We start from the raw sequence: 22,922 nt of genomic DNA on the forward strand, positions 1-22,922 counted from the left end.
CTACCGGTCGTCCTGGCTGAGCGCCGCGAGCGCGTCTTCCCTGCTCATCGCGGCGCCCTTGGCGTACGCCGCCGCGAAGCCCCCGGGGCCGAGGATCCGCGTGGCGCCGGCCGCGACCCTCGCGACGTCCCGGTCCCCGGCCACGGCCATGCCGCGCAGCGCGACACCGACCCCCAGCAGCAGCGCCGCCCGCTCCGCCATCTCGCCACCCGGCCCTTCGCCGTCCCGGGCGGCGGCGAGCAGGGCGTGGCCCGCCACGCCCTCGGCGGCGTCGGCGAGGTCGGTGGCGAGCGGCGACCTCAGCGCGATGGCCAGGGCCTCGGCGTGCCGGCGCCCCACCTCGGCGGCGTCGCCGGTCGCCTCGGCCAGGCGCCCGAGCGCCGTCAGCACGTGCGACCTGGTGCCGGACGCCGTGAACAGGCCCGTCTCGGAGGCGTCCAGCGCGGCCTCCAGGTGACGGGCCGCCTCCGCCCGGTCTCCCTCGGCGCGGGCGATCTCGCCGAGGCGCAGCCGTACCTCCGCCAGCAGTTCGGGCCGCCCGATCCGGCGCACCAGATCGCCCGCCCGCTCGCAGTCGGCGCGGGCGGCCCCGGAGTCTCCCGCCCGGTGGCGCGCGTCGCCGCGCCGGAGCAGCACGTCCACCAGCTCCTCCAGCGCGCCCAGCTCCTCCAGCAGGACGACGGCCTCGTCCCACAGCTTCATGGCCCGGCCCCACTCGCCGCGCCAGCTCGCGATCACGCCGAGCCAGTCGAGCGCCTGGGCCTTGCCCCACCGCTCGCCCACCGCGCCGAAGTCGGCGAGTACCGACTCCAGCTCCCGCTCGGCGCGCGCGACGTCGCCGCCCAGCACGGCCAGCAACGCGCGGCTGAGCCGTTCGAGCGCCCTGCTCCACGGATCGGCGCCCAGCACCCGCCGGCCCAGCCCGGGCGGCTGGGGCGGCCCCACGATCATGCCCCACAGGGCAGGCGCGAACCGGTGCCGGACGGGCCGGTCGAGCGACTCGACGATCGCCCGCGCCCGGCTCCAGTGGGGAGAGTCGGAGTCGGGTACGGCGTGCGCCACGGCGATCACGTACTCCTCGCCGTACTCGGGACCGATCACCTCAAGGAGGCGTGCGGCGTGCCGGGTCGCCTGGTCGCGCCGCCCGCTCAGCCACCAGTACATGGCCAGCGCCGCCATCAGCCGCGCCGCCGTCGGCCTGTCGTGCTCCACGCTCCAGCGCAGCGCCGCCTGCAGGTTCGCGTTGTCGGCGGAGAGCAGGGCCAGCCAGTGGAGCTGCTCGGCGCGGTAGAGGTGGTCGTCGGCGCGGTAGGCGAACTCCAGGAACCAGGAGGCGTGGGCCGAGCGCAGGCGCTCCTCCTCGCCCGCCTCCGCCAGCCGCTCGGCGCAGAACAGGCGGATGGTGTCGAGCATGTGGTAGCGCTCGCCGTCGGTATCGACGAGCGACTTGTCCACCAGGCCGGCCAGGGGGTCGGCGCTGTCGGCGCCGCAGACCCGTTCCACCGCCTCCAGGCTCGCACCCCCGGCGAACACCGAGAACCTCCTGGCCAGCACCTGCTCCTCGGCGTCGAGCAGGCTCCAGCTCCACTCCACGACGGCGTGCAGCGTCCGGTGCCGGGCGGGCGCCGTACGGTCGCCGCGCGACAGGAGCCTGAACCTGCCGTGCTCGGCCAGCCGGGTGGCGATCTCCTCCACCCCGAACGTGCGCATCCTGGCCGCGGCCAGCTCGATGGCCAGCGGCAGCCCGTCCAGGGCCGCGCAGATCCGCAGCACGGCGTCCAGGTTCGCGGGCCCCACCTCGAACCCCTGCCGCACGGCCGCCGCCCGCTCGGCGAACAGCCGCACGGCCGGGTCGGCGGGCAGGGGCGCCAACGGGACCAGGTGCTCGCCGGTGAGGCCCAGCGGCTCCCTGCTGGTGGCCAGGATCGTCAGGCCGGGGCAGTCGGCCAGGAGGCGGCGGCACAGGGCGGCGACCTCCTCGACGACGTGCTCGCAGTTGTCGAGGATGAGGAGGAGCCGCTGCTCGGCCAGCGCCGCGACCAGGCGCTCCACGGGGTCGGGCAGGCCGGCCGCGGGCGGGCGCAGCGCCGACTCCCGCAGGCCGAGCGCCGCCAGCACCGCCCCCGCCACCAGCCCTGCGCCGTCCACCGGCGTCAGGTCCACGAAGCACGCCTCCTGGCCGTCCTCGGCCGCGCCCCACCCGGCGAGCGAGGCACCGCCCACCCGCCCATCGGCATCGGCCGCCGGGCCGGAACGGGCAGGGACCGGGCGACGAACGGCTGGACCGGGACGGGCAGGGACCGGGGGGCCAATGGCTGGGCCGGGGCGGCTGGTGTCGGGAGGCGCCGTGGGGTCGCGGTGAGTGGCGACCGGGGGACGGGCCGCCGGACCGAGGCGGGCGGCGGCTTCGACGGCGAGGCGGGTCTTGCCGGTGCCGCCCGGGCCGACGATCGTGACGAGCCGGGCGTCGCGCAGGGCGGCCAGCCGCGCGAGCTCGTCCTCCCGCCCGACGAAACTCGTCAGCTGAGCCGGCGGGCCGGCCCGCCGGACCTGGTGGCGCTCGCCGCGCAGGATCGTCAGGTGCAGCGCCGAGAGTTCGGGCGAGGGGTCGGTGCCGAGCTCGTCAGCGAGCAGCCGGCGCGTCTCGTCGAAGACGGCGAGCGCCTCCGACGGCCGCCCCGCCGCCTCCAGCGCGCGCATCAGCAGCCCGCGCGGCCGCTCGCGCAGCGGGTGCGCGGCCACCAGGTCGCGCAGCGCCGCCACCGGGCTGCCCTCGGGCAGGCCCAGCTCGGCCTCCAGGAGGTCCTCCACGGCGGACAGCCGGAGCTCCTCCAGCCGCACCGCCTGCGGCCCCGCGAACGGCGCGTCGGCCACGTCCGCGAGCGCGGGCCCCCGCCACAGGTCGACGGCCTCCCTGAGCGCGGCGGCGGCCTCCGTGACGAGGCCGGCCGCCAGCAGCCGCCGCCCCTCGCGCGACAACCGCTCGAACCGGTGCGCGTCCACGTCGTCGGGCGAGACCGCCAGCCGGTATCCCGCGCCGTGGAACTCGATCAGCCCGGCGGGCAGGCTCCGCCTGAGCCGCGAGATCTGGGCCTGGATGGCGTTGGCGGCCTCGGCGGGCGGGCGGTCGCCGTACTGGCCGTCGACCAGCCGCTCGACACTCACCATCCGCCCCGCGTCGAGCAGCAGCAGCGCGAGCAGGGCACGCGGGCGCGGGCCCCCGATCGGCAGCGGGTCACCGCCGGGGGAGCGCACGAGGAGCGGGCCCAGGATGCCGAACTGCACGAAGCTCACGCCGTCGATTGTCGCTCAATTGACCAGCAAGAACGCAATTATCGGCATACATGCGGATGCCTCGGCGGATTTCCCGGCCGGGAGTGGCACCCCGCCGGACGGGCGCGCGGGCGGGCGACCCCGCCTTGCTCGCCGCCCTGACGAGCGTGGTCCTGCCGGTGCACGCCTCTCCTCGCACCTGGACGACGGCGGGTGGCCCGGCGAGCAGTCGCAGCTTGGCCGTCGCGGCCGACCAGGGCGGGCGAAGCCAGGCCTGTCATCAGGTGCTCCGTGGACCGACCCTCCGCGCGGAGACGCGAAGAGCGCCCGCCCCGCGGGTTGGGCAGGCGGGGCGGGCGCTCGTCCGGGGGCGCGGGCGGGAGCGCGTCCGCCCGCGGCCCCGGACGGGAGGGCCGGGGCCAGGGGCAGGTGGCCCCGGCACCCCCGTCAGGGGCCCGTCAGACTGTCGGGGCCCCGGTCAGGCTGCCCGGTCAGCTGCCGGTCAGGAGCAGGTGGCGTCCGAGGGCTGGCTGTTCGGGCCGTTGGCGGTGAAGCCGATCGCCACGGAGGCGCCCGGCGCCAGGTTGCGCGCGTAGTCCGGGCCCTTGGCGGTCCACGTGGTGCCCGACTGGGTCACGACCGCGTTCCAGGCGTTGTTCAGCGTGACGCCCGACGGGAACGTCCACGTGGCGCTCCAGCCGTTGATCGTGCTGCTGCCGGTGTTCTTCACCGTCACCTCGCCCTGGAAGCCGCCCTGCCAGGAGTTCACCTGCTTGTACGTCACGGTGCACTCCCCGGGAGGCTCGGCCGTGGGCGTCTCGTTCGGCTCCCCGCCGCCGCCGGTCGGCGGGATCAGGTACGGCTGCAGGATGGCCTGCTTGGCCTGGTTGACCGTGGTCCAGTCGTCGTTGAGGATGCCGCCGGTGTCGCCCGAGTTCGGGTTCCACGACCAGTACGTGAACGACATCCCGTTCACCCCGGTCCCGGTGTACTTGAGCAGCTCCTGCAGCCAGATCTTGTCCACGTTCGAGGCCAGGGTGGTGCCGAACTCGCCGATCATGATGGGCGCGATGTTCTGCTTGTACAGGTAGCCCCAATAGCGGTCCCAGATCGCCGGCAGGTTGGCCGGGTAGTCGGGGGCGTCGAACCAGCTCTGGTGGTAGACCGAGGTCGCGTAGTCGTGGGGCGAGTAGACCAGGCGGTCGGCCACGTCGAGCCGCACGGGATACTGCCCGGCCTTCGACAGGTTGCCGCCCCACCAGCCGCAGTCCTCGTCGTTGCTGGGGTCGCCGTCCCAGACGTTGGACTCGCCGCCGCTCGGGCAGCTCACGCCCTCCACGAAGATCAGCCAGTTGGGGTTGACCGACAGGACCGCGTTGCCGGCCCGCTCGGCGGCCAGGCGCCAGTCGCGCGCGGTGTCGCCGCAGCCCCAGCACGAGCCGGTCGCGTTGGGGTTGGTGCCCGAGGCGTGCGGCTCGTTGTGCAGGTCGGCGCCGATCACGGTGGGGTTGCCGGCGTAGTGCCGGGCCAGCGCCTTCCAGTCGTCGATCCAGGTGCTCTCGGGGGTGGCGGAGACGTACCAGAGGGCGGACTGGCCGGCGGCGGTGGGGCGGTGGCGGTCGAGGATGATCCGCATGCCCTTGCCGCCGGCGTACGCGATGATCTTGTCCAGGATCTGCAGCGGCGTCAGGCCGATGAGGTCGGGGTTGACGTAGTCGTTGATGCCGGTGGCCGTGGCGCCGGGCTTGAGGGCGTCGTTGGAGTACGGCACCCGGATCGTGTTGTAGCCCAGGGAGGCCATCTTGTCGATGTGGCCCTTCCAGGGGGTGCTGGACCACAGGCCGTGGAAGGTCCGGTTGTCGGTCTCCATGCCGAACCAGTTGATGCCGGTCAGCCGCACGGTCGCGCCCGTGCTGTCGACGATCTTGTTGCCGCTGGTGTGCAGGTAGCCGGTGCCCGTGCCGGCGGCCGCGCCCGCCGGGGCCCCGGCGGTCACCGCGACGGCGACCGCCGCGCCGGCCACCAGCGTGGCGAGGGCGGCCGTCAACGCCTTGGACAAGTGCATGGGGTGCCCTTTCGGAGTGGGGGAACGCGGCGTCATGCTGGGGTGCCGTCTTCCGGCGCGTCAACGTACGATCCCCACCTCGCCGCGATGACCTGCGGAAACGTCTGAAAGTTTCACGAGGAGCCGTCTCGACCGGCCTTTCCGGCGGGTGGGCTTGACAGCATTGACACATGATCGGCCCGTCCGTAGCGTGTCGTGGGAGCGCTCCCAAGAACCCCTGGGGGAGGAAAGATGGGTCTGCGATTCGGCATCCTCGGCCCGGTACGGCTGTGGCGCGACGGCGCCGCCGTGCCCCTGGGGACGACGAAACAGCGGCTCCTGCTCACCCGCCTCCTGCTGGAGCCGAACCGCGCGGTCTCCCACGACCGCCTGTTCAGCGCGTTATGGGAGGACGATCCGCCCAAGTCGGCGCTGGCCAACGTCCGCAGCTACGCCAACCTGCTGCGCAAGGACCTCGAAGGCCGCCTGGAAGCGCGCCCGCCCGGCTACCTCCTCACCGTCGAGCCCGTCGAACCCGGCGAGCCGGCCGAACTGGACGTCATGGAGTTCGACGAGCGGATGCGGCAGGGCCGCGGCGCGATGGCCGGCGACCGCTACGAGGAGGCGCTGGGCTACCTGACCGCCGCGCTCGCGCTGTGGCGGGGCGCCGCCGCCGAGGACCTGCCCAGGACCGTCGGGGTGGCGGCCCAGCTCGACGCGCTGGAGGAGCAGCGCTACCTCGCGGTCGAGGAGTGCGCGCGGGCCCGGCTGGCGCTCGGCAGGCACAGCGAGATCATCGGCGGGCTCCGGGAGACGCTGGCCCTGCGGCCGACGAGAGAGCGGCTGTGGGGGCATCTCATGGTGGCGCTGTATCGCACCGGGGACGTGGCGGGCGCGCTCCGCGTGTTCGCCGAGGCCAGGCAGGCGCTCGACCGCGAGCTCGGCATCGCGCCCGGCCCCGAGCTGGCCGAGCTGCACACCCTCATGCTGAACCGGGATCCGCGCCTGAGCGGGCCCGCGCTGGGCTGGCACCGCCGTCCGCGCTGTCACCGGCGGGCGAACCGTCTCCCGGGGACCAGGTGTCAGTGAGCTGGTAGCCCTGGGCCTGCAGGCCGAACAGCCGCCGGTAGAGGCCGCCGCCCGCGATCAGCTCCTCGTGCGTCCCCTGCTCGGCCACCCGCCCGCCGTCGAGCACGACCAGCGCGTCCGCCTCCCGCACGGCGCCGAGCCGGTGCGAGATCAGCAGGCTCGTCCGCCCCGCCCGGTGCTCGCGCAGCCGGTTGTGGATCTCCGCCTCCGCCTCGGCGTCCAGCCCGGAGCTGGGCTCGTCCAGGATCAGCAGGTCGCGCCCGTCGCCCAGCACCGCGCGGGCCAGCGCGAGGCGCTGCCACTGCCCGCCCGACAGCACCACCCCGGCCTCCGGGTCGGGCCCGAAGAACATCCGCGTCAGCAGCGTCCCGTAGCCGCGCGGCAGCGCGCTGACCGCGTCGTGCACGCCCGCCCTGCGCGCGGCGTCCTCGATCCTGGCGGGGGAGGCGGTCAGCCGGTCGCGGCCCGCCACGTCGCCGATCGCGATGTTCTCGGCGGCGGTCAGGTCGTACTCCATGTAGTCCTGGAACACCGCGCCGATGCGCCCGCGCAGCTCCGCCGGGTCGAGGTCGCGCAGGTCGACGCCGTCCCACAGGATCGTGCCCCGCTCGGGGTCGTAGAAGCGGCACAGCAGCTTGACGATCGTGCTCTTGCCGGCGCCGTTCTTCCCGACGAGCCCCACCGCGGAGCCGTACGGGATCGTGAAGCTGACGCCGCGCAGCGACCACGGATGCTCGGGGGAGTAGCGGAACCACACGTCACGGAACTCGATGCCGCGCCGCAGCGCGGGCGGGACCACCGGCCGCACCGGCAGCCGCAGGTCCGGCTCTGCGCCGGTCACCGCCAGGAAGTGGTCGAAGTTGAGCAGCTGCTGGTGCGCCATCGTGACCTCGTCGACCAGCGTCGCGAGCGCCGCCTGCACGCCCACGATCGAGCTCGCGAGCAGGGCGACGTCGCCCGCCGTGATCAGGCCGTCCCGGGCGGCCAGCAGCGCCCAGACCAGCCCGGCCCCGGCGATCACGCCGGACAGCAGGCCGAGCCCGCCCTCGACGCCCAGCTCGCGGCGGTCGAGGTGGAGCCGCTCCGCGTCGGCCGCCACCCGTTCGGCGTTCATCCTGGACCGGAAGTACCGGCCCGCCCCGAACAGGCGCAGCTCCTTCGCGGCGCGCACGCTGGTGAGGAGCTGCCGGTAGAACATCTCGCGCCGCTCCATCGGCCCGATCCGCCACATCATGGACGCCCGCTGGCGCGACAGCCGCAGCTCGGCGGCCAGCGCGGGCAGCGCCGCCACCATCACCGCGCCCGCCAGCAGCGGGCTCACCACCAGCAGCGCGCCGAGGAAGCCCAGCACCGTGACGAACCCCTGGCAGATGGCCAGCGTCCCCGCGACCACCGCGCTCGGCGTGGCGCCGCCGGAGCCGTGGGCCAGGCTCAGCCTGTCGAGGAACGCCGGGTCCTCGAACCTGGCCAGGCCGGTGCAGCGCTCGACGCCGGCGAAGAGCCGGTCCTGGGCCAGCCGGCCGGTACGGCGCTCCAGCTCCTGGCGGACGTACCGGGACACGTGCGGCAGCGCGATCGCCGCGACCCCGGCCGCCGCCAGCGCCGCACCCACGACGACCAGCGCGGTCGCGCCTTCCGTACGGTGGATGACCAGGTCGAGCGCCGACTTGGTCAGCCAGGCGGCGGCCACCGGCACGACCGCTTCGACCAGCGTCAGGGCCGCATACGCGACGACGTGCCGGCGGCCCGCCTGCCAGGCCAGGCCCAGCGCCCTCGCGAGAGCCGCGGGCCGGGCCTTCAGCGGCGCGTCCGCCCCCACCGTCGGGCCTGCCGCGTCCTGCTCCGGCGGCGCCCCTGGCGCGGCACCGGCCGATGTGGTGGGGCTCATTGACGTGCTCTCTCCGTTGATAGGTCGATCAGGTCAGGCTGTCGGGCCGAACAGGTCGATCAGGTCGTCGGCGAGCGCCACCCCGATCGCGGCCACCGCTCCGGCGGCGACGGCGGCCAGCGCGGCCCCGGCGTCACCGGTCACCGGCTCGTACGCGACCAACCCGAGGGCGGACCCGGCCATGAGGACGAGGTTGCGGGCCACGTGGCCGTACCCGAGCGGCCGGCGCGAGGCGCCGAAGCACGCGCACGGCGCCCGTACGGCCCGCCGCAGCGCGGCCAGGATCGCGGAGGTGAACGCCGCCAGCAGGCACACGGCCAGCGCGAACCCCGCCCGCACGGTCCCCGGAACCGCGACGAGCAGCACGATCGCGAGCTCGGCCGCCACGACGGCCGCGCCGGCCACCCGGACGGGGACCCACGGCGGCGCGAGCCGGCGGGTGGCGGCCAGGAAGTCGGCGTACGCGGACCCGCCGCGCACCTTGCTCACGGCCGACACGAGGAACACCAGGGCCACCAGGCTGCGGCAGCCCAGGGCGACGTAGTCCACGAAGCCCCCTCCTGTCGGGTCAGGACGGGCGGCGGACCATCAGGCCCGGTGGTTTCCCGTCGACGCCGACGTTAGGAAGGGTTCTGACAATTCACATACCAGGCAGGTATGTCATCCATACATTTCGGACTTCGACCAGAGGCGCCGCACGCCGGCGGCCACCCAGATCGTGCCCAGCCCGGCGTACACGGCGAGCAGCCCGACCGCGGGCCAGCCCATGATCGCGGACACGGCGGTCGCGACCCCCAGCAGGCCCGTCCAGCCGTACAGGACCCGGCGACCGCGGGCGGAGCCGGTGTGCGCGGCCTCCTGCACGGCGGTCACCAGCGCCATGACCGCCACCCCCGCCGTGCCGAGCGCCTCCTGGCCGAGCGCGATGCCCAGCGCGAGCACCACCACGCCGGCGACGAGCAGCGCGCAGCCCGCCATCGCCGCGCGGGCCTCGGCGCCCTCGAACAGCAGCCGGGTCGCCCTGGCGCGGGCCAGCCGCAGCACGGTCGCCGACTCGGCCACCCACGCCGCCCAGTGCACCACCGCGACCAGCACGAACACGATGATGAGCGGCGGGACGGCGGGCAGTAGGAACAGCGCCCGCCACCCCACCCGGAACCCGCGCAGCCTCGACAGGAACCGGTTGAGCGGGTTGCGCAGCTTGAGCGCCGTCACGAGCAGGTCCCTGGCCGGGTCGAAGCCGGGGTCGAGGCGGAGCACCTCGCGGAACGCCCCGGCCGCCGTCCTGGCGTCCCCGGCGGCCAGCGCCGCGTGCCCGTAGACCAGGTGCGCGGTGGAGCTCTCCGGGTCCAGCCGTACGGCCTGCTCGGCGGCGGCCCTGGCCGGCTGCGTCTCCCCCAGCTTGACGTGGGCCATCGCCAGCAGGCTCACGAGGTCGGACACCTGCGGGTCGATGGCCAGCCCGCGGCGCGCGGCCTCGGCCACCTGGCGGTACTCGCCCAGCCGCAGGTGCGCGCGGGCCAGCAGCTCCCACGCCGCCGCGTCCTCGGGATTGTGCGACAGCGACACGCGTACGGCCGCGACGGCCAGGTCGGGCCGGCCGGTGCGCAGGTGGACCTGCCCGGCGATGTAGTGCGGATATGACTGGTCGGGCGCCAGGCGCACCGCCTCCTGGGCGGCCGACACCGCCTCCGCGCTCCTGCCCTGGTGGACGAGGGCCAGCCCGAGCAGCGCGTGCGCGGTGAAGTGCTCCGGGCGTAAGGCCAGCACGCCGCGCAGCTCCCGCTCGGCGTCGGCGGGCCGGCGCATCTGGAGCAGCGTGCTCGCCCGCAGGATCGACTCGCGTGGGTTCACCACTTGCCTTTGATCCAGGGCATCAGCTCGTCCCAGGCGCCCGACTCGTTGGCGTGCAGCACGTAGTTGCGGGCGGTGCCGAGCCACTCGCGTACCGCCGTGGGCCTGGTGCCCTGGGCGGCGGCCAGCAGGTCGTTCGTGGTCATCGGGATGGGGTGCCCGGCACTGATCGACTGGTGGAGCTTGACCTCCACCGCCCGGTCCACCAGGCCCTTCAGGTCCGCGCCCACGAAGTGGTCGGTGACCCGTGCCACCGCGTCGTAGTCCATCTCGGCCAGCGGCTTGTCGCGGCAGAGGATGCGCAGGATGGCCGCCCGCGCCGCGGCGTCCGGCGGCGGCACGAACACGAGCTGGTCGAACCGGCCGGGGCGGCGGAACGCCACGTCGATGTACCAGGGGGCGTTGGTGGCCGCCAGCACCAGCACGCCCTCGTTGGCGCTCTGGTCCACGCCGTCGAGCTCGGCCAGGAACTGGTTGACCAGCTGCCGGGTGTGCGCCTGGCGCATGTCGGAGCGGCGCGCGGCGAGCGCGTCCACCTCGTCGAAGAACAGCACGCACGGGCGGTTGCGGCGGGCCAGGTCGAAGGTCGCGCGCAGGTTGCGCTCGCTCGACCCGACGTACATGTCGAGGATGTCGGAGAGCCCGACGTTGACGAACGCCGCGCCGAGCTCGCCGGCCGCCGCCCTGGCCAGGTGGGTCTTGCCCGCTCCCGGCGGGCCGTACAGCAGGACGCCGCCGCCGGCGCGCTTGCCGTACGCGGCGAACAGCTCGGGCTGCTGGACCGGCAGCAGCAGCTTCACCCGCAGCGACTCCTTGACCGCCTCCATCCCGGCCACGTCGGCGAAGCTCAGCTTCGACTTCTCCACCTCGGCGCCCGGAGGCGCGCCGGCCGGTGTCGCGTACGCGGCGGTCGGCGCCGCGTACGCGGGGGTCGGCGCCGCGTACGCGGGATGGGGCGGAGCCGTGGGGGCGGGCGCCTGGGGCGGGGGCGGGGGCATGAGGCGGGCGGCCAGCTCCGGGTCGGCCACCGACGGATCGCGGGAGACCGCCTCGTGGTAGCGGTGGGCCGCCCGGCCCGTCTCGCCCTCGCCGAGCAGCGCCCGCGCCGCGATCACGCCCATCCGGGGCGGGTAGCCGGGCGTGGCGAGGAACGGCTCCAGCGACGACAGCGCCGCGCCGTACGCGCTCTGCCGGACGAACGACTCCGCCAGCCCGGCCGTGATGTCCGGGTCCTTGGGCGCGAGGAGCAGCGCGGCGCGGAACTCGCCCTCGGCGTCGGCGAGGTAGCCCTTGGCCAGGAGCTGCTCGGCGAGATGCCGCCGGAGGGGCAGGTTGTCCGGGGACAGGCGGGCCGCCTCGCGGAGCGCCTGGAGTCCGGCATCGTCGAGCACGGGCCTGGTCCCTTCTTTCGCAGGATGAACGCCCATCAAACTACCGAATCCATCACACAACCCTCATGCGTACCGCCGGCTGGTAGTGCTGGGTCCACCTCGGGTTCTCGCCGTATCGCCCGTGTGCGCGCGGGCCGCCGGCGCTTGGATCGAAGGCATGACGAACAAGCAGACACTGCCCGGCCGCTGGGTCGAGGGCGCCGGGCTGGTGCTCGGGCCGGTCCTGCTCCTCGCCGGGGTGCTCGTCCGGGCGGGCGCGGGCGACTTCTTCCCCGACCAGCTCGCCGCCTACGCCGCCGCCCCCGGCCGGATGGTGCTGTCCTACAGCCTGTACGCCGCCGGCGCCGTGCTCCTGTGGCCCGCGGTGACCGCGCTGGCCCGGCGGATCGCCGTCGCGCACCCGGGATGGGCGCGGTGGGGCGTCACGCTGGTGGTGCTCGGCCTGTTCGGGCGGGTCTTCCACGCCGGGGTCAGCCACCTGGCCTTCCACCTGGTCGACGCGCTCGGCCTGGCGGCGGCGCAGCGGGCGGTCGAGGCGACCTACGGCGCGTTCCACGTGTTCAAGGCGGTCAACCTCTGCATCATGGGCGGCTGGATCGTGCTCGCCGCCGGCGCCTACCGCGCCAGGGCGCTGGGCGTGGTGAGGTGCGTCTGCCTGGCGCTGGCGGCCGGGCTGCCGCTGGGCGTGCTGAAGGGCAGCAGCGATCCGATCTCGCTGGCCGCCCTGCTGGGGCTGGCGATCGCGCTGGTGCCGCTGGGCGTGACCGTGCTGAAGGACGGGCCCGCTCCGCGCTGGTGGGCGGTCGCGCTCACCGTCGCCCTGGTCCCCGCCGCGTTCCTCTTCGGCCTGGCCGGCTGAGCCGCCCGCCGCTCGATTGAGCCGGTCAGCCCGCCAGGAGCTTGACGATGGCCACGACGCCGATGCAGACGATCACGACGCGCAGGATCGGGGCGGGCAGCCGGCGGCCCACGCGGGCCCCGAGGAAGCCGCCGATCATCGAGCCCAGCGCCACCAGCAGCACGGCGAGCCAGTCCACGTCGGCCACCAGCGTGTAGAGGACGGCGGCGGTGAAGTTCACCACCAGGGCCAGCACGTTCTTGACCGCGTTGATCCGCTGCAGCTCCTCGTCCAGCAGGATGCCCATCAGCCCGAGGAGCAGGATGCCCTGCCCCGCGCCGAAGTAGCCGCCGTACGCGCCGGCCGCCAGCGCGCCCAGCCACAGCCACGGCCCGCCGTTCGCGCGCCCCGGACGGGCGGACAGCAGGCGGCCGAGCCGGGGCTGGATCAGCACCAGCGCGCACGACAGCGCGATCAGCACGCTCACGATCAGGTTGAAGCTGCCCTCGGGCAGGTTGAGCAGCAGCACCCCGCCGGCCAGCGATCCGGCGACGGAGGCGGGGGCCAGCTTGAGCAGCCGGTCGCGCTGCCCCTTAAGCTCGGGACGGTAGCCCAGGGCACCGGTGACACCGCCGGGCACGAGGCCGATGTTGTTGGAGACGTTCGCCGTGATCGGCGGCAGGCCGACCGCCAGCAGCGTGGGAAACGTGATCAGCGACCCGGACCCGACGACCGTGTTGATGCCTCCGCCCACGACGCCGGCCGCGACGACCGCGACCATTTCCCAAGGTGTCATGCTGGGACTTTATGGCAGTCTTATTTTCTAAGATGAAACGTACCGATATATGAGACGAATGCCACACCCGGTCAGCGCGAGATGAGCGCCCGCTTGAGGATCTTGCCTGTCGGGCTCATGGGCAGCTCGTCCACGAAGGAGACGTGCCGGGGATACTTGTAGGCCGCCACCCGCTCCCGTACGAAGTCGCGCAGGTCCTCGCACCCCACCGGCTCGCGTACGGCGACCACCGCCTGGATCTCCTCGCCCAGCTCCGGGTGCGGCACGCCGAAGACGGCCGCCTGCCGCACCGCCGGGTGCTCGTACAGGACCTCCTCGACCTCGCGCGGATAGACCGTGTAGCCGCCGCGGATGATCACGTCGCGGCGGCGGTCCACCAGGTAGAAGTAGCCGTCCTCGTCCATCCGGCCGAGGTCGCCGGTGTGGAACCAGCCGTCGCGGACGGCCTCCGCCGTGGCGGCGGGGTCGTTCCAGTAGCCCTTCATCACGTTGGGGCCGCGCACGACGATCTCGCCGATCTCGCCGCGCGGCGTCTCGCGGCCCTCCTCGTCCACGATCCGCAGCTCGACGTCCCTGATCGGCCAGCCGATGGAGCCGGGCCTGCGGTGCCGGCCGCCGCGGTTGGTGGCGGTGACGGGGGAGGTCTCGCTGAGCCCGTACCCCTCGAGGATCTCGCAGCCGAACCGGGTCTCGTACGCGCGGAGCACGTCGAGCGGCATCGCAGCGCCGCCGGACGCGCAGACCCGCAGCATCGACAGGTCGGAGGCGCCCGGGTGGTCGAGCAGCGCGATGTACATGGTGGGCACGCCCTGGAAGACCGTCACCCCGTCGCGCCTGATCACCTCCAGCGCCCGCCCCGGGTCGAAGCGGCGCAGCAGCGTCAGCCGCGCGCCGGCGTGCACGGTGGCGTTGAGCGAGCAGGTCTGCCCGTACGTGTGGTAGAGCGGCAGCGCCCCCAGCACCACGTCGTCCACGCCGAGCGCGTGCATGCGGGCCACGGTGGCGGCGTTGCCGCCGAGGTTCGCGTGGGTCAGCTCGATGCCCTTCGGCCGCCCGGTGGTGCCGGACGTGTAGTGGATGACCGCCGTGTCGCCGCCCGCCATGGAGGCGATCTCGCGCTCGGCCGGCACGCCCCGCAGCAGCCTGCGGAACTCCTCCGGCACCACGAAGAAGCAGTCGGCCTTCGTGCCCGCGGACCCGGCCTCGGCGGTCTCCGCGAACGCGTGCCAGGCGATCAGCAGCCGGGCCCCGCAGTCGCCCAGGTAGGCGGCGATCTCGCGGCGCTTCAGCAGCGGGTCGAGCGGGACGACGATCGCCCCGACGCGCAGCACCCCGTAGTAGACGACGCCGAACTCCGGCACGTTCGGCAGCATGATCGCGACCCGGTCGCCGGCGCCGATGCCGCGGCAGCGCAGCAGCCCGGCGAGCCGGGCGCTCAGCTCGTCGAGCACGCCGTAGGTGAGCGCCGCCTCGTCCAGGGTGAGAACCGCTCTGCCGCCGAGCCGCACGGCGGCGGTGTGGAGCCGGTCAGCGAGGTTCATGCCACGACCGTACGTCCGATCTCCCACGCCCCTCATTGGTCGCGGCGCCCAGTCTTTCGCGCCCGGCATTGGTGGGGAGCGCGTCGTGGAGCGCGATCGCCACCAGCAGCTCGACGAGATCGTTGATCGAGCGCAGGCTGCGGCCGGTGCGCTCCTGGATCCTGCGCAGGCGGTACTGGGCGGTGTTGGGATGGATCTGCAGCCGCTCGGCCGCGGCCCGCAGGTTGAGGTCGGCCGCGGCGAACGCCCTGATCGTGGCCGTGAGCACGCCGCCGCGCGCCCGGTCCTCCGCCAGCAGCGACGTGATGCGCGGGTCCACCAGGTGGCGGGCGGTGTCGTCGGCCTTCAGCGCCAGATACTGGAACGGCGTGATGCGCGGCAGCGCCGCCACCCCGCCCTCCTCGGGCACGAAGTCCAGCACCGCCCTGGCCTCCTGGTACGCCTGCGGGATCTGCGCGGTCCCGCCCGACACCGTGCTGATGCCCATGGCCAGCCGGATCCCCTCGGCGGCCAGGGCCTCCCGCACGCCCTGGAGCCGGTCGCACAGCTCCTCCGGCCCCGTGCCGGGGCCGAGCACGGGGATCGCCACGATCTCTGACTGGCGCACGACCGACAGGACGCGGGCGCCGTTCCCGCCCGCTCTCGCGATGGCCGCGCAGGCCGCGTGGCGGGCGTCGGCGCCCTGGTCGAAGTCCGCGGGCGGGCCGGCGAGCACGGCGATCACCACGAGCAGCGGCGTGCGCGCGTCGGGGGCCAGGCCGTGGGCCTGCGCCGCGGCCAGCTCCCTGCCCCGCGTCGGCACGCTGCCCGCGAGCAGCGTCTCCAGCAGGTCGCGGCTCTCGCGCACCGCCTCGGCGGCGGCGTACTGCTGGAACTCCATGTATGCGTTCGCCGTGTGCGTGCTGGCGAAGTCGGAGTACCGCATCAGCGGCGCCACCAGCGACAGCGCCGCCTCGCGGCCGGCGTACCCGCGCCCGGCCCGCTCGACCACCGCCTCCCAGAAGACCCGCTGCCCGACCCTGAACGCGTTGATGTAGTCGGCCAGCGGCACCCCCGCCCTGGCCCGGCGCATGGCGGGCCGCCGGGTGAACGCGATGTCCTCGTGCGTGACCGTGCGCTCCTCGAGCAGCACGGCCAGCCTGGCGCGGTAGTGCCTGACCACGTGGTCGCGCACGTCGGCGTGGAAGTCGGGGCCCTGCTCCGCGTAGAACGGGATTTCCACGAGGATCGCGGCGACCGCGGCGTCGGCCAGGTCGTCGACGTCGTTCAGCAACTCGGAGATGATGCGCGCGCGCTGCGCCCGGACGGCTTCCACGGTGCTCGAACCAGTGGACATGCCCGGGATGATTCATGGCCGCCGCCGGGAGGTCAACGGGTTGTGACCGGTCCGAGACACACGCTGTGCTCAGCGGACAACTCGCCTGGAACATCTTGGGTCACCGTGCCCAATGCGGCCGTTGACGGGCCGCTCCTACGCTGAGCCCAACTTCAGAACATTGTTCTCCAGGAGGCCGGATGCTGGAGGTCAACGGTCTTACCGTCCGCTTCGGCGGCATCACGGCGCTGGACGGCGTGGGCTTCTCGGTGGCGCGCGGCGAGATGACGGGTCTCATCGGGCCGAACGGCGCCGGCAAGACCACCCTGTTCAACTGCCTCACCAGACGGTACGAGGCCGGCTCCGGCACGATCGTGTACGAGGGCAGGGACCTGACGGCCGTGGCGCCGTACGCGATCGCCGAGCTGGGCATCGCGCGGACGTTCCAGAACCTCGGACTGTTCACCCGGCTGTCGGTTCGCGACAACGTGCTGGTCGGCGCGCACCACAGGGGCCGCGCCGGTTTCCTCACGGCGGGCCTGCGGCTGCCCCGGGTGCGCCGCGAGGAGCGGGCCCTGCGGGCGGACGCCGACGCCGTGATCGAGCGGCTGGGCCTGACCGGCGTGGCCGGCCATCCGGCGTCCGGGCTGCCGTTCGGGACGCTCAAGCGGGTCGAGCTGGCCCGCGCGCTCGTCTCCCGGCCCCGGCTGCTGCTCCTCGACGAGCCGGTGAACGGGCTGAACGCGGCCGAGGTCGAGGAGTTCGCGGGCACGCTGGCCGCGATCAAGGACGAGTACGACCTGACCGTGATCGTGGTCGAGCACCACATGGGGTTCGTCATGGGGATCTGCGAGCGCATCGTGTGCCTGGACTTCGGCCGCAAGATCGCCGAAGGGCCGCCCGCCGAGGTGCAGCGCGACCCCGGCGTCATCGAGGCCTACCTGGGGACCGCCGTATGACTCTCATCGTCGAGGACCTGGTGGCCGGGTACGGCGACGCCCGCGTGCTGCACGGCGTGCGCCTGACCGTCGGCGACGGCGAGATCTGCGCGATCCTCGGGCCGAACGGCGCCGGCAAGACCACGCTGCTGCGCGCCCTGTCCGGCATGGTCAAGGTCCGCGGCCGGATCGCGCTCGACGGCGCGGAGCTGGCGGGCCGCCCGCCCGACGCGCTCGCCCGGCAGGGCGTGGCCCACGTGCCCGAGGGGCGCGGCACGTTCATGCCGCTGACCGTCGAGGAGAACCTGCGCCTCGGGGCCTACGTCCGGCGTGACCGCGCCTCCGTCGAGGAGGACCTCGAACGCGTCCACACGTACTTCCCGGTGCTGAGGACCCGGCTGAAACAGGCCGCCGGCAGCCTCAGCGGCGGCGAGCAGCAGATGCTCGCGATCGGCAGGGCGCTCATGCTGCGGCCCCGGCTGCTGCTGCTCGACGAGCCGTCGCTCGGCCTGGCCCCGCTGGTCACCCGGGAGCTGTTCCGCATCGTCCAGGCCGTCAACGCAGAGGAGCGGACCACCGTGGTCGTCGTCGAGCAGAACGCCCATCTCGCGCTCGGCATCGCCCAGCAGGCGCACGTGCTGGAGACCGGGCGGATCGTCCTGTCGGGCACGGCCGAGCGGATCAGGGCCGATGAACAGGTCGCGCAGTCCTACCTCGGATACCGGGTGTAGCGCGATGGCCGGATTCCTGCAGCAGGTCGTCGTGGGGCTCGGCGCGGGCGCGATCTACGCGAGCCTGGCGCTGGCCCTGGTGCTCATCTACCAGTTCACCGGGATCGTGAACTTCGCCCAAGGCGAGCTGGCCATGTTCTCCACCTACATCGCCTGGCAGTGCGTGGCGGCCGGGCTGCCGTTCTGGCTCGCGCTGGTGATCACGCTGGTGGTGTCGTTCGCCGGCGGGATGCTCATCGAACGGGTGATCATCCGGCCGGTCGAGGGCGCGCCCGAGCTGACGCTGGTCATCGTCACCGTGGGGCTGTTCGTCTTCGTCAACGCCGCCGCCGGCTGGATCTGGACCTTCCTGATCAAGGACTTCCCGAACCCGTTCCCCGACGGCGCGCTGTCGGCCGCCGGGGTCAGCGTGAGCTTCTCGACGCTCGGCGTGCTCGCCGTGGTGGCGCTGGTCATGGGCCTGCTGTACGTGCTCTTCCAGTACACCAGGATCGGGCTCGGCATGCGGGCGGTGGCGAGCAACCCCGAGTCGGCGCGGCTGGTCGGGATCCGGGTGGGCCGGACGCTCGCGCTCGGCTGGGGGCTCGCCGCCACGGTCGGCGCGGTGTCGGGGGTGCTGGTGGCGCCGCTGCTGTTCCTCGAACCCAACATGATGGGCGGCGTCCTCATCTACGCGTTCGCGGCGGCCACCCTCGGCGGGTTCGACAGCCCGCTCGGAGCGGTCGTGGGCGGGCTGATCGTCGGGGTGGCGGAGACGCTGGCCGGGGCCTACGTGGACGTCATCGGGTCCGACCTCAAGGTGGGAGTGCCATTGGCGATCATCCTGGGCGTGCTGCTGTTCCGGCCGCAGGGCCTCTTCGGGCGAGCGGTGGTGGAGCGGTCGTGAGCTCGGCGATCACCTCGGTGAAGACCTCCGTGAAGACGCTGGCCGCGACCGTGCCGGCGGCCCGGTGGCGGTGGCTGGCGGTGGCCGCGCTCCTGGCCGCCGCCTGCTACGCGCCCTTCCAGCTCGCCCCCTTCCACGTCTTCCAGCTCACGATGGTGCTGGTCTACGCGGTGGCGCTGCTCGGACTCGACCTCCTCGTCGGGCACGCCGGCCAGATCTCGCTCGGCCACGGCGCGTTCTTCGCCGTCGGCGCGTACGCGACCGCGATCATGCTCGACCGGCTGGCGCTGCCGTACCCGCTGACCCTGCCCCTCGCGGCGGGCACGGCGTTCGTGCTGGGCCTGGCGTTCGGCGTGCCCGCGGTACGGCTGCGCGGCCTCTACCTCGCGCTGGTCACGCTCGCCGTCGCCATCTTCCTCGGCCCGCTGCTCAAGCGGTTCGAGGCCGTGACCGGCGGGTCCATGGGGCTGACGCTGGCCAAGCCCCAGCCGCCCGCCTGGAGCGGCCTGGCAGAGGACCAGTGGCTGTACCTCCTCACGCTCGTCGTCGCCGTCGCCGCGTTCCTGGTGGCGGGCAGCCTGCTGCGGTCGCGGGCCGGCCGGGCGCTGCACGCCGTCAGGGACGACGAGGTGGCGGCCGAGGTCATGGGCGTGCGGCTGTCGTCGTACAAGACGCTGGCGTTCGCCTGGAGCGCCATGTTCGCCGGCGTGGCGGGCTGCCTCTACACGTGGGTGATCGGGTTCGTCTCCCCGGACTCGTTCACCGTCAACCTGTCGATCACTCTGCTCGCCGGACTGGTCGTCGGCGGGCTCGGCTCCATGTCCGGGCCCGTGCTGGGCGCGCTGTTCGTGATGTTCGTGCCCGGCATCGCACAGGACATCAACGACGCCGCTCCCGGCGTCATCTTCGGCCTGCTGATCATCGCGGTGATGTACGTGGCCCCGACGGGGCTCGCCGGGCTGGCCGGGCGCTTGGTCAAGAAGGTTCCCCGGAAGGAGTAAGAGCGATGCGTGTATCTGCGATCGGGGCTGCTGCGGTGCTTCTCCTGGTCGCCGCCTGCGGGGGGCGGGACGAGGGCGGCGGCGGCACGGGCACGGCGGCGTCGGGCGGCGCGTGCCAGGGACAGCAGACCACCGGTATCACCGACACGAGCATCAAACTGGGCGGGATCTACCCGCTGTCGGGGCCCGCCTCCGCCTACGGGGACATCCCCAAGGGCATCAAGGCGTACTTCGACTACGTCAACGCCGAGAAGGGCGGCATCGGCGGGCGCAAGGTCGAGTTCATCGTGCGCGACGACGGCTACCAGCCGCCCAAGGCCGTCGAGGAGGCGCGCAGGCTGGTCGAGCAGGAGCAGGTGTTCGCGCTGTTCCAGACGCTCGGCACCCCCTCGACCACGGCCACCTGGGACTACACGAACCAGCGCAAGGTCCCGCAGATCTTCGTCGCCACCGGCGCCTCCCAGTGGGGCACCGACACCGCCCACCCCTGGACGATCGGCTGGCAGCCCAACTACATCTCCGAGGCCCGCGTCTACGCCCAGTACCTCAAGCAGGACAAGCCCCAGGCCAAGGTCGCCGTCCTCTACCAGAACGACGACTTCGGCAAGGACCTGCTCGGCGGCTTCAAGCGGGCCATCGAGGGCACCGGCGTCAAGGTCGTGGCCGAGCAGAGCTACGAGGTGACCGACCCCAGCATCGACCCGCAGATGCGCAACCTCGCCGAGTCCAAGGCCGACGTGTTCCTCAACGTCACCACGCCCAAGTTCGGCTCCCAGGCGCTGGCCGCCGACGCCAAGAACACCTCCTGGAACCCGCTGCACATCGTCAACAACGTCGCCGCCTCGATCACCGTGCTCAAGCCCGTCGGCTTCGAGAACGTGCAGGGCGTCGTGTCGTCCACGTACTACAAGGACCCGAACGACCCGACGTGGCAGAACGACCCCGAGATGATGCTCTACAAGCAGAAGATGCAGCAGTACGCGCCCGACGCCGACCCGAACGTGCCCTACCACACCTTCGGCTGGGCCGTCGCGAGCAGCTTCCACAAGGCGATGGAGGCGGCCACGTGCCCGACCCGCGAGGGGCTGCGCGACGCCGTGCGCAACCTCAAGGGCGTCAAGGTCGACATGCTGCTGCCGGGCGTGACGCTGGAAACAGGTCCCGACGACGGCTTCCCGATCGAGTCGATGCAGCTCATGAAGTTCAAGGGCGAGCGGTGGGAGCTCTTCGGCGACGTCATCGACACGCGCAAGGAGTTCGGACCGCTCACCGGGTGACGGGCTTCACCGGGTGATCGTGCCTGCCCTGACCAGCCAGTCGACCGCCTCGGAGATGGCTTCGAGCGGCGTGTAACGGGGCCGGTGCCCCAGCAGCCGCTCGGCCTTCTCCATGCTGCAATGGGGGCTGTAGGAGATGTGGTCGAGCGTGACCCGCGCGTCCTCCTCCGACACCGTCTCCCGCCACCGCTCCCACGGCAGGTACGCCAGCCGCGCCTCCCGGCCGAACCAGCCCGCCACCGCCTCGGCGTAACCGCGCAGCGTCAGGGCGGTGGTGGCGACCGAGTGGAAGCTCTCGCCCACGGCGGCGGACCGGCCGTTCATGGCCTCCACGAACAGCCGCGCCACGTCGTCGGCGTGCACGTGCTGGACGGTCTCCATGCCGAAGTTGGGCAGCGCCACCTCGGCCCCGTCGGCCAGCGCCTGGAACACGGCCGGGTTGACGTTGCCCGCCGGGTTGACCGGCACCCAGCCGGGACCGGTGATGTGGCCCGGGTGGATGATCGTGGCGGGGAAGCCGTCGCGGTGGGCGCGGTCGAGCAGGTGGGCCTCGATGGCGGCCTTCTGCTTGCCGTACTCGCCGAGCGGCCGCTTCGGGGCGTCCTCGGTCGTCGGCACCCGGGAACTCGGGCCGTGCGTCCAGATCGTCCCGCAGTGCAGGAAGTGCCGGACCCGGCCGGTGAGCGCCGCCGCCAGGTCGCGGGCGCTGGCCTCGGTGAAGCAGATGAGGTCGATGACGACCTCGGCCTCCAGGTCCGCGATCCGCCGCCCGAACGTGCCGTCGGCTTCCTCCGCCTCGCGGTCGGCGCTGACCCGGGTGACACGCTCCCAGGCGCCGTGCGGGGTGTACGGGTCCCGCTTGCCCCGGCTCACGGCCACCACGTCGTGGCCGGCGTCGACCAGGCGGGGGATCAAATAGGTGCCGATATGGCCGCTCGCGCCAATCACCGCAACTCGCATGCGCCCAGCGTAAACCCGAGCCTTCGCTTCGAGGCGGACGGCCCGTTGCGGCGACCTCCGCCATGACGAGACCTCGTTCCCGGGTGCGACGGAGGTGCGTCGGTGGTGAGCCCGAGCAGCCCGATAGCCTGCTCAACGTCCCATTTCGGAGGTTGTGCGTGTCGGGGGTTGTCGCGGCGTTCGCCGCATTGGTGTCCGTTGCCGTGATCGGCTACCTGATCGGGACGGTCGGCCTGCTGCGGGCCAGCGACGAGCTCGTGCTGTCGAGGCTGGCGTTCTTCGTGGCCACCCCGGCCCTCATGTTCGTCACCGTGTCCAGAGCCGACCTGGCCACGATCTTCTCCCCGGTCCTGCTGACCCAGGTGGTGGCGGTGGCGTGCGCCCAGCTCGTCTTCGTCCTGGTGTCCCGCCTCGTGTGGCGGCGCGACCGCCGCGAGACCACGATCGGCGCCCTGGCCTCCTCGTACGTCAACGCCGGCAACCTCGGCGTGCCCATCTCGATCTACGTGCTCGGCGACGGCGCCCTGGTCGCCCCGATCCTGCTCTTCCAGCTGATCGTCCTGACCCCGGTCTCGTTCCTGATCCTCGACAAGGGCGGCCGTTCCAAGCGGGCCGCCCTGCTCCTCCCGCTCCGCAACCCCCTCACCGTCGCCTCCCTCCTCGGGCTCGCGCTGGCGGCCGGCGGGATCTCCCTGCCCGTTCCGGTCATGCGCCCGGTCGAGCTGCTCGGCGGCGCGGCCGTGCCCGTGGCGCTGCTGGCGTACGGGCTCAGCCTGTACGGCTCCCGCCGCGCTTCCACGGACCCCACGGACTCCACCACTCGCGACCCGAACGGCGCCGGCAGGGACGTCGCGCTCGCGGTCGCGCTGAAGGCCGTCGTCCAGCCGGCCGTGGCGTACCTGACCGCCCGGCTCGCGCTCGGCCTCGACGGCGGCGACCTGCTGGCCGCCACGCTCTTCGCCGCGCTGCCGACGGCCCAGAACATCTACGTGTACGCGGTGAACTACGACACCGGCCGCCGCCTGGCCCGCAGCACGATCCTTCTGACGACCGGCCTGTCGATCCCCATCATGACCACGATCGGCGCGGTCCTCGGCTGA

18 protein-coding genes are annotated in these 22,922 nt (G+C 73.3%); 8 read left to right on the plus strand and 10 right to left on the minus strand.

Annotation, left to right across the window (positions count from 1 at the left end; all coding sequences use genetic code 11):
• A complete protein-coding gene (locus FH608_RS08265) occupies positions 1-3,285 on the minus strand; it encodes a BTAD domain-containing putative transcriptional regulator (protein WP_394367664.1) in 3,285 nt (1,094 codons plus the stop codon).
• Positions 3,286-3,775: 490 nt separating this feature from the next.
• Complete coding sequence (locus FH608_RS08275; protein WP_139629752.1) at positions 3,776-5,338, minus strand: cellulase family glycosylhydrolase; 1,563 nt, start codon at positions 5,336-5,338, stop codon at positions 3,776-3,778.
• A 231-nt stretch (positions 5,339-5,569) separates the two neighbouring features.
• On the opposite strand from FH608_RS08275, the gene FH608_RS08280 reads away from it, so the two are divergent.
• A complete protein-coding gene (locus FH608_RS08280) occupies positions 5,570-6,406 on the plus strand; it encodes an AfsR/SARP family transcriptional regulator (RefSeq protein ID WP_139629753.1) in 837 nt (278 codons plus the stop codon).
• Here the strand turns inward: FH608_RS08280 and FH608_RS08285 are convergent.
• From FH608_RS08285 to FH608_RS08300, 4 genes are all read right to left on the minus strand, one after another.
• Positions 6,300-8,294 (minus strand): ABC transporter ATP-binding protein, encoded by a 1,995-nt coding sequence (locus FH608_RS08285; protein WP_139629754.1) that lies wholly within the window; start codon positions 8,292-8,294, stop codon positions 6,300-6,302. The two genes, FH608_RS08280 and FH608_RS08285, sit on opposite strands and share 107 nt — an antisense overlap.
• Positions 8,295-8,327: 33 nt before the next feature.
• On the minus strand, positions 8,328-8,843 hold the full coding sequence (locus FH608_RS08290; RefSeq protein ID WP_139629755.1) for a MauE/DoxX family redox-associated membrane protein: 516 nt from the start codon (positions 8,841-8,843) through the stop codon (positions 8,328-8,330).
• A gap of 111 nt (positions 8,844-8,954) precedes the next feature.
• Positions 8,955-10,151 (minus strand): tetratricopeptide repeat protein, encoded by a 1,197-nt coding sequence (locus FH608_RS08295; protein WP_139629756.1) that lies wholly within the window; start codon positions 10,149-10,151, stop codon positions 8,955-8,957.
• Entirely contained in the window at positions 10,145-11,539 is a 1,395-nt protein-coding gene (locus FH608_RS08300; protein ID WP_193318298.1) for an AAA family ATPase, read from the minus strand. The genes FH608_RS08295 and FH608_RS08300 overlap by 7 nt, the downstream gene beginning before the upstream one ends.
• A gap of 157 nt (positions 11,540-11,696) precedes the next feature.
• Here FH608_RS08300 and FH608_RS08305 point away from each other — a divergent pair, with 157 nt between their 5' ends.
• Positions 11,697-12,398 carry a hypothetical protein gene (locus tag FH608_RS08305; RefSeq protein ID WP_139629758.1) on the plus strand — a complete coding sequence of 234 codons (702 nt, stop codon included), beginning with the start codon at positions 11,697-11,699 and terminating at the stop codon, positions 12,396-12,398.
• 25 nt (positions 12,399-12,423) lie between these two features.
• Here the strand turns inward: FH608_RS08305 and FH608_RS08310 are convergent, their stop codons facing one another.
• The 3 genes from FH608_RS08310 to FH608_RS08320 all read right to left on the minus strand — a co-directional run bounded on the left by FH608_RS08310 (position 12,424) and on the right by FH608_RS08320 (position 16,050).
• The gene (locus FH608_RS08310) at positions 12,424-13,173 is read right to left on the minus strand and encodes a sulfite exporter TauE/SafE family protein (protein WP_139629759.1); all 750 of its coding nucleotides are present in this window, start codon (positions 13,171-13,173) and stop codon (positions 12,424-12,426) included.
• 71 nt (positions 13,174-13,244) lie between these two features.
• Entirely contained in the window at positions 13,245-14,714 is a 1,470-nt protein-coding gene (locus tag FH608_RS08315) for a long-chain-fatty-acid--CoA ligase (RefSeq protein WP_139629760.1), read from the minus strand.
• Positions 14,701-16,050, minus strand: coding sequence for a PucR family transcriptional regulator (locus FH608_RS08320; RefSeq protein ID WP_139629761.1), 1,350 nt, complete (start codon positions 16,048-16,050; stop codon positions 14,701-14,703). Before FH608_RS08320 ends, FH608_RS08315 begins: the two co-directional genes overlap by 14 nt.
• 179 nt (positions 16,051-16,229) lie before the next feature.
• On the opposite strand from FH608_RS08320, the gene FH608_RS08325 reads away from it, so the two are divergent.
• The 5 genes from FH608_RS08325 to FH608_RS08345 are packed head-to-tail and all read left to right on the plus strand — an operon-like array spanning position 16,230 to position 20,862.
• Positions 16,230-16,988, plus strand: a complete 759-nt coding sequence (locus FH608_RS08325; protein ID WP_139629762.1) for an ABC transporter ATP-binding protein — start codon at positions 16,230-16,232, stop codon at positions 16,986-16,988.
• Entirely contained in the window at positions 16,985-17,698 is a 714-nt protein-coding gene (locus FH608_RS08330; protein WP_139629763.1) for an ABC transporter ATP-binding protein, read from the plus strand. Before FH608_RS08325 ends, FH608_RS08330 begins: the two co-directional genes overlap by 4 nt.
• A 4-nt stretch (positions 17,699-17,702) precedes the next feature.
• Positions 17,703-18,584, plus strand: a complete 882-nt coding sequence (locus tag FH608_RS08335) for a branched-chain amino acid ABC transporter permease (RefSeq protein WP_139629764.1) — start codon at positions 17,703-17,705, stop codon at positions 18,582-18,584.
• Positions 18,581-19,585 carry a branched-chain amino acid ABC transporter permease gene (locus FH608_RS08340; RefSeq protein ID WP_226899144.1) on the plus strand — a complete coding sequence of 335 codons (1,005 nt, stop codon included), beginning with the start codon at positions 18,581-18,583 and terminating at the stop codon, positions 19,583-19,585. The genes FH608_RS08335 and FH608_RS08340 overlap by 4 nt, the downstream gene beginning before the upstream one ends.
• Before the next feature lie 5 nt (positions 19,586-19,590).
• A complete protein-coding gene (locus FH608_RS08345; protein WP_139629765.1) occupies positions 19,591-20,862 on the plus strand; it encodes an ABC transporter substrate-binding protein in 1,272 nt (423 codons plus the stop codon).
• A 6-nt stretch (positions 20,863-20,868) separates the two neighbouring features.
• Here FH608_RS08345 and FH608_RS08350 read toward each other — a convergent pair whose 3' ends face one another.
• The gene (locus tag FH608_RS08350) at positions 20,869-21,822 is read right to left on the minus strand and encodes an NAD-dependent epimerase/dehydratase family protein (RefSeq protein WP_139629766.1); all 954 of its coding nucleotides are present in this window, start codon (positions 21,820-21,822) and stop codon (positions 20,869-20,871) included.
• Positions 21,823-21,980: 158 nt separating this feature from the next.
• Between FH608_RS08350 and FH608_RS08355 the strand changes: the two genes are divergently transcribed.
• Positions 21,981-22,922: an AEC family transporter gene (locus FH608_RS08355; protein WP_139629767.1), complete on the plus strand. Its 942-nt coding sequence runs from the start codon at positions 21,981-21,983 to the stop codon at positions 22,920-22,922.

The organism is Nonomuraea phyllanthi (genome assembly GCF_006334985.2).
GTDB lineage: Bacteria > Actinomycetota > Actinomycetes > Streptosporangiales > Streptosporangiaceae > Nonomuraea > Nonomuraea phyllanthi.

Excerpts from the sequence above, each read along its gene's own strand:
- FH608_RS08275 (WP_139629752.1), bottom strand. The coding sequence starts at position 5,338 with ATGCACTTGTCCAAGGCGTTGACGGCCGCCCTCGCCACGCTGGTGGCC.
- FH608_RS08280 (WP_139629753.1), top strand. The coding sequence starts at position 5,570 with ATGGGTCTGCGATTCGGCATCCTCGGCCCGGTACGGCTGTGGCGCGAC.
- FH608_RS08285 (WP_139629754.1), bottom strand. The coding sequence starts at position 8,294 with ATGAGCCCCACCACATCGGCCGGTGCCGCGCCAGGGGCGCCGCCGGAG.
- FH608_RS08305 (WP_139629758.1), top strand. The coding sequence starts at position 11,697 with ATGACGAACAAGCAGACACTGCCCGGCCGCTGGGTCGAGGGCGCCGGG.
- FH608_RS08310 (WP_139629759.1), bottom strand. The coding sequence starts at position 13,173 with ATGACACCTTGGGAAATGGTCGCGGTCGTCGCGGCCGGCGTCGTGGGC.
- FH608_RS08315 (WP_139629760.1), bottom strand. The coding sequence starts at position 14,714 with ATGAACCTCGCTGACCGGCTCCACACCGCCGCCGTGCGGCTCGGCGGC.
- FH608_RS08320 (WP_139629761.1), bottom strand. The coding sequence starts at position 16,050 with ATGTCCACTGGTTCGAGCACCGTGGAAGCCGTCCGGGCGCAGCGCGCG.
- FH608_RS08325 (WP_139629762.1), top strand. The coding sequence starts at position 16,230 with ATGCTGGAGGTCAACGGTCTTACCGTCCGCTTCGGCGGCATCACGGCG.
- FH608_RS08330 (WP_139629763.1), top strand. The coding sequence starts at position 16,985 with ATGACTCTCATCGTCGAGGACCTGGTGGCCGGGTACGGCGACGCCCGC.
- FH608_RS08335 (WP_139629764.1), top strand. The coding sequence starts at position 17,703 with ATGGCCGGATTCCTGCAGCAGGTCGTCGTGGGGCTCGGCGCGGGCGCG.
- FH608_RS08345 (WP_139629765.1), top strand. The coding sequence starts at position 19,591 with ATGCGTGTATCTGCGATCGGGGCTGCTGCGGTGCTTCTCCTGGTCGCC.
- FH608_RS08350 (WP_139629766.1), bottom strand. The coding sequence starts at position 21,822 with ATGCGAGTTGCGGTGATTGGCGCGAGCGGCCATATCGGCACCTATTTG.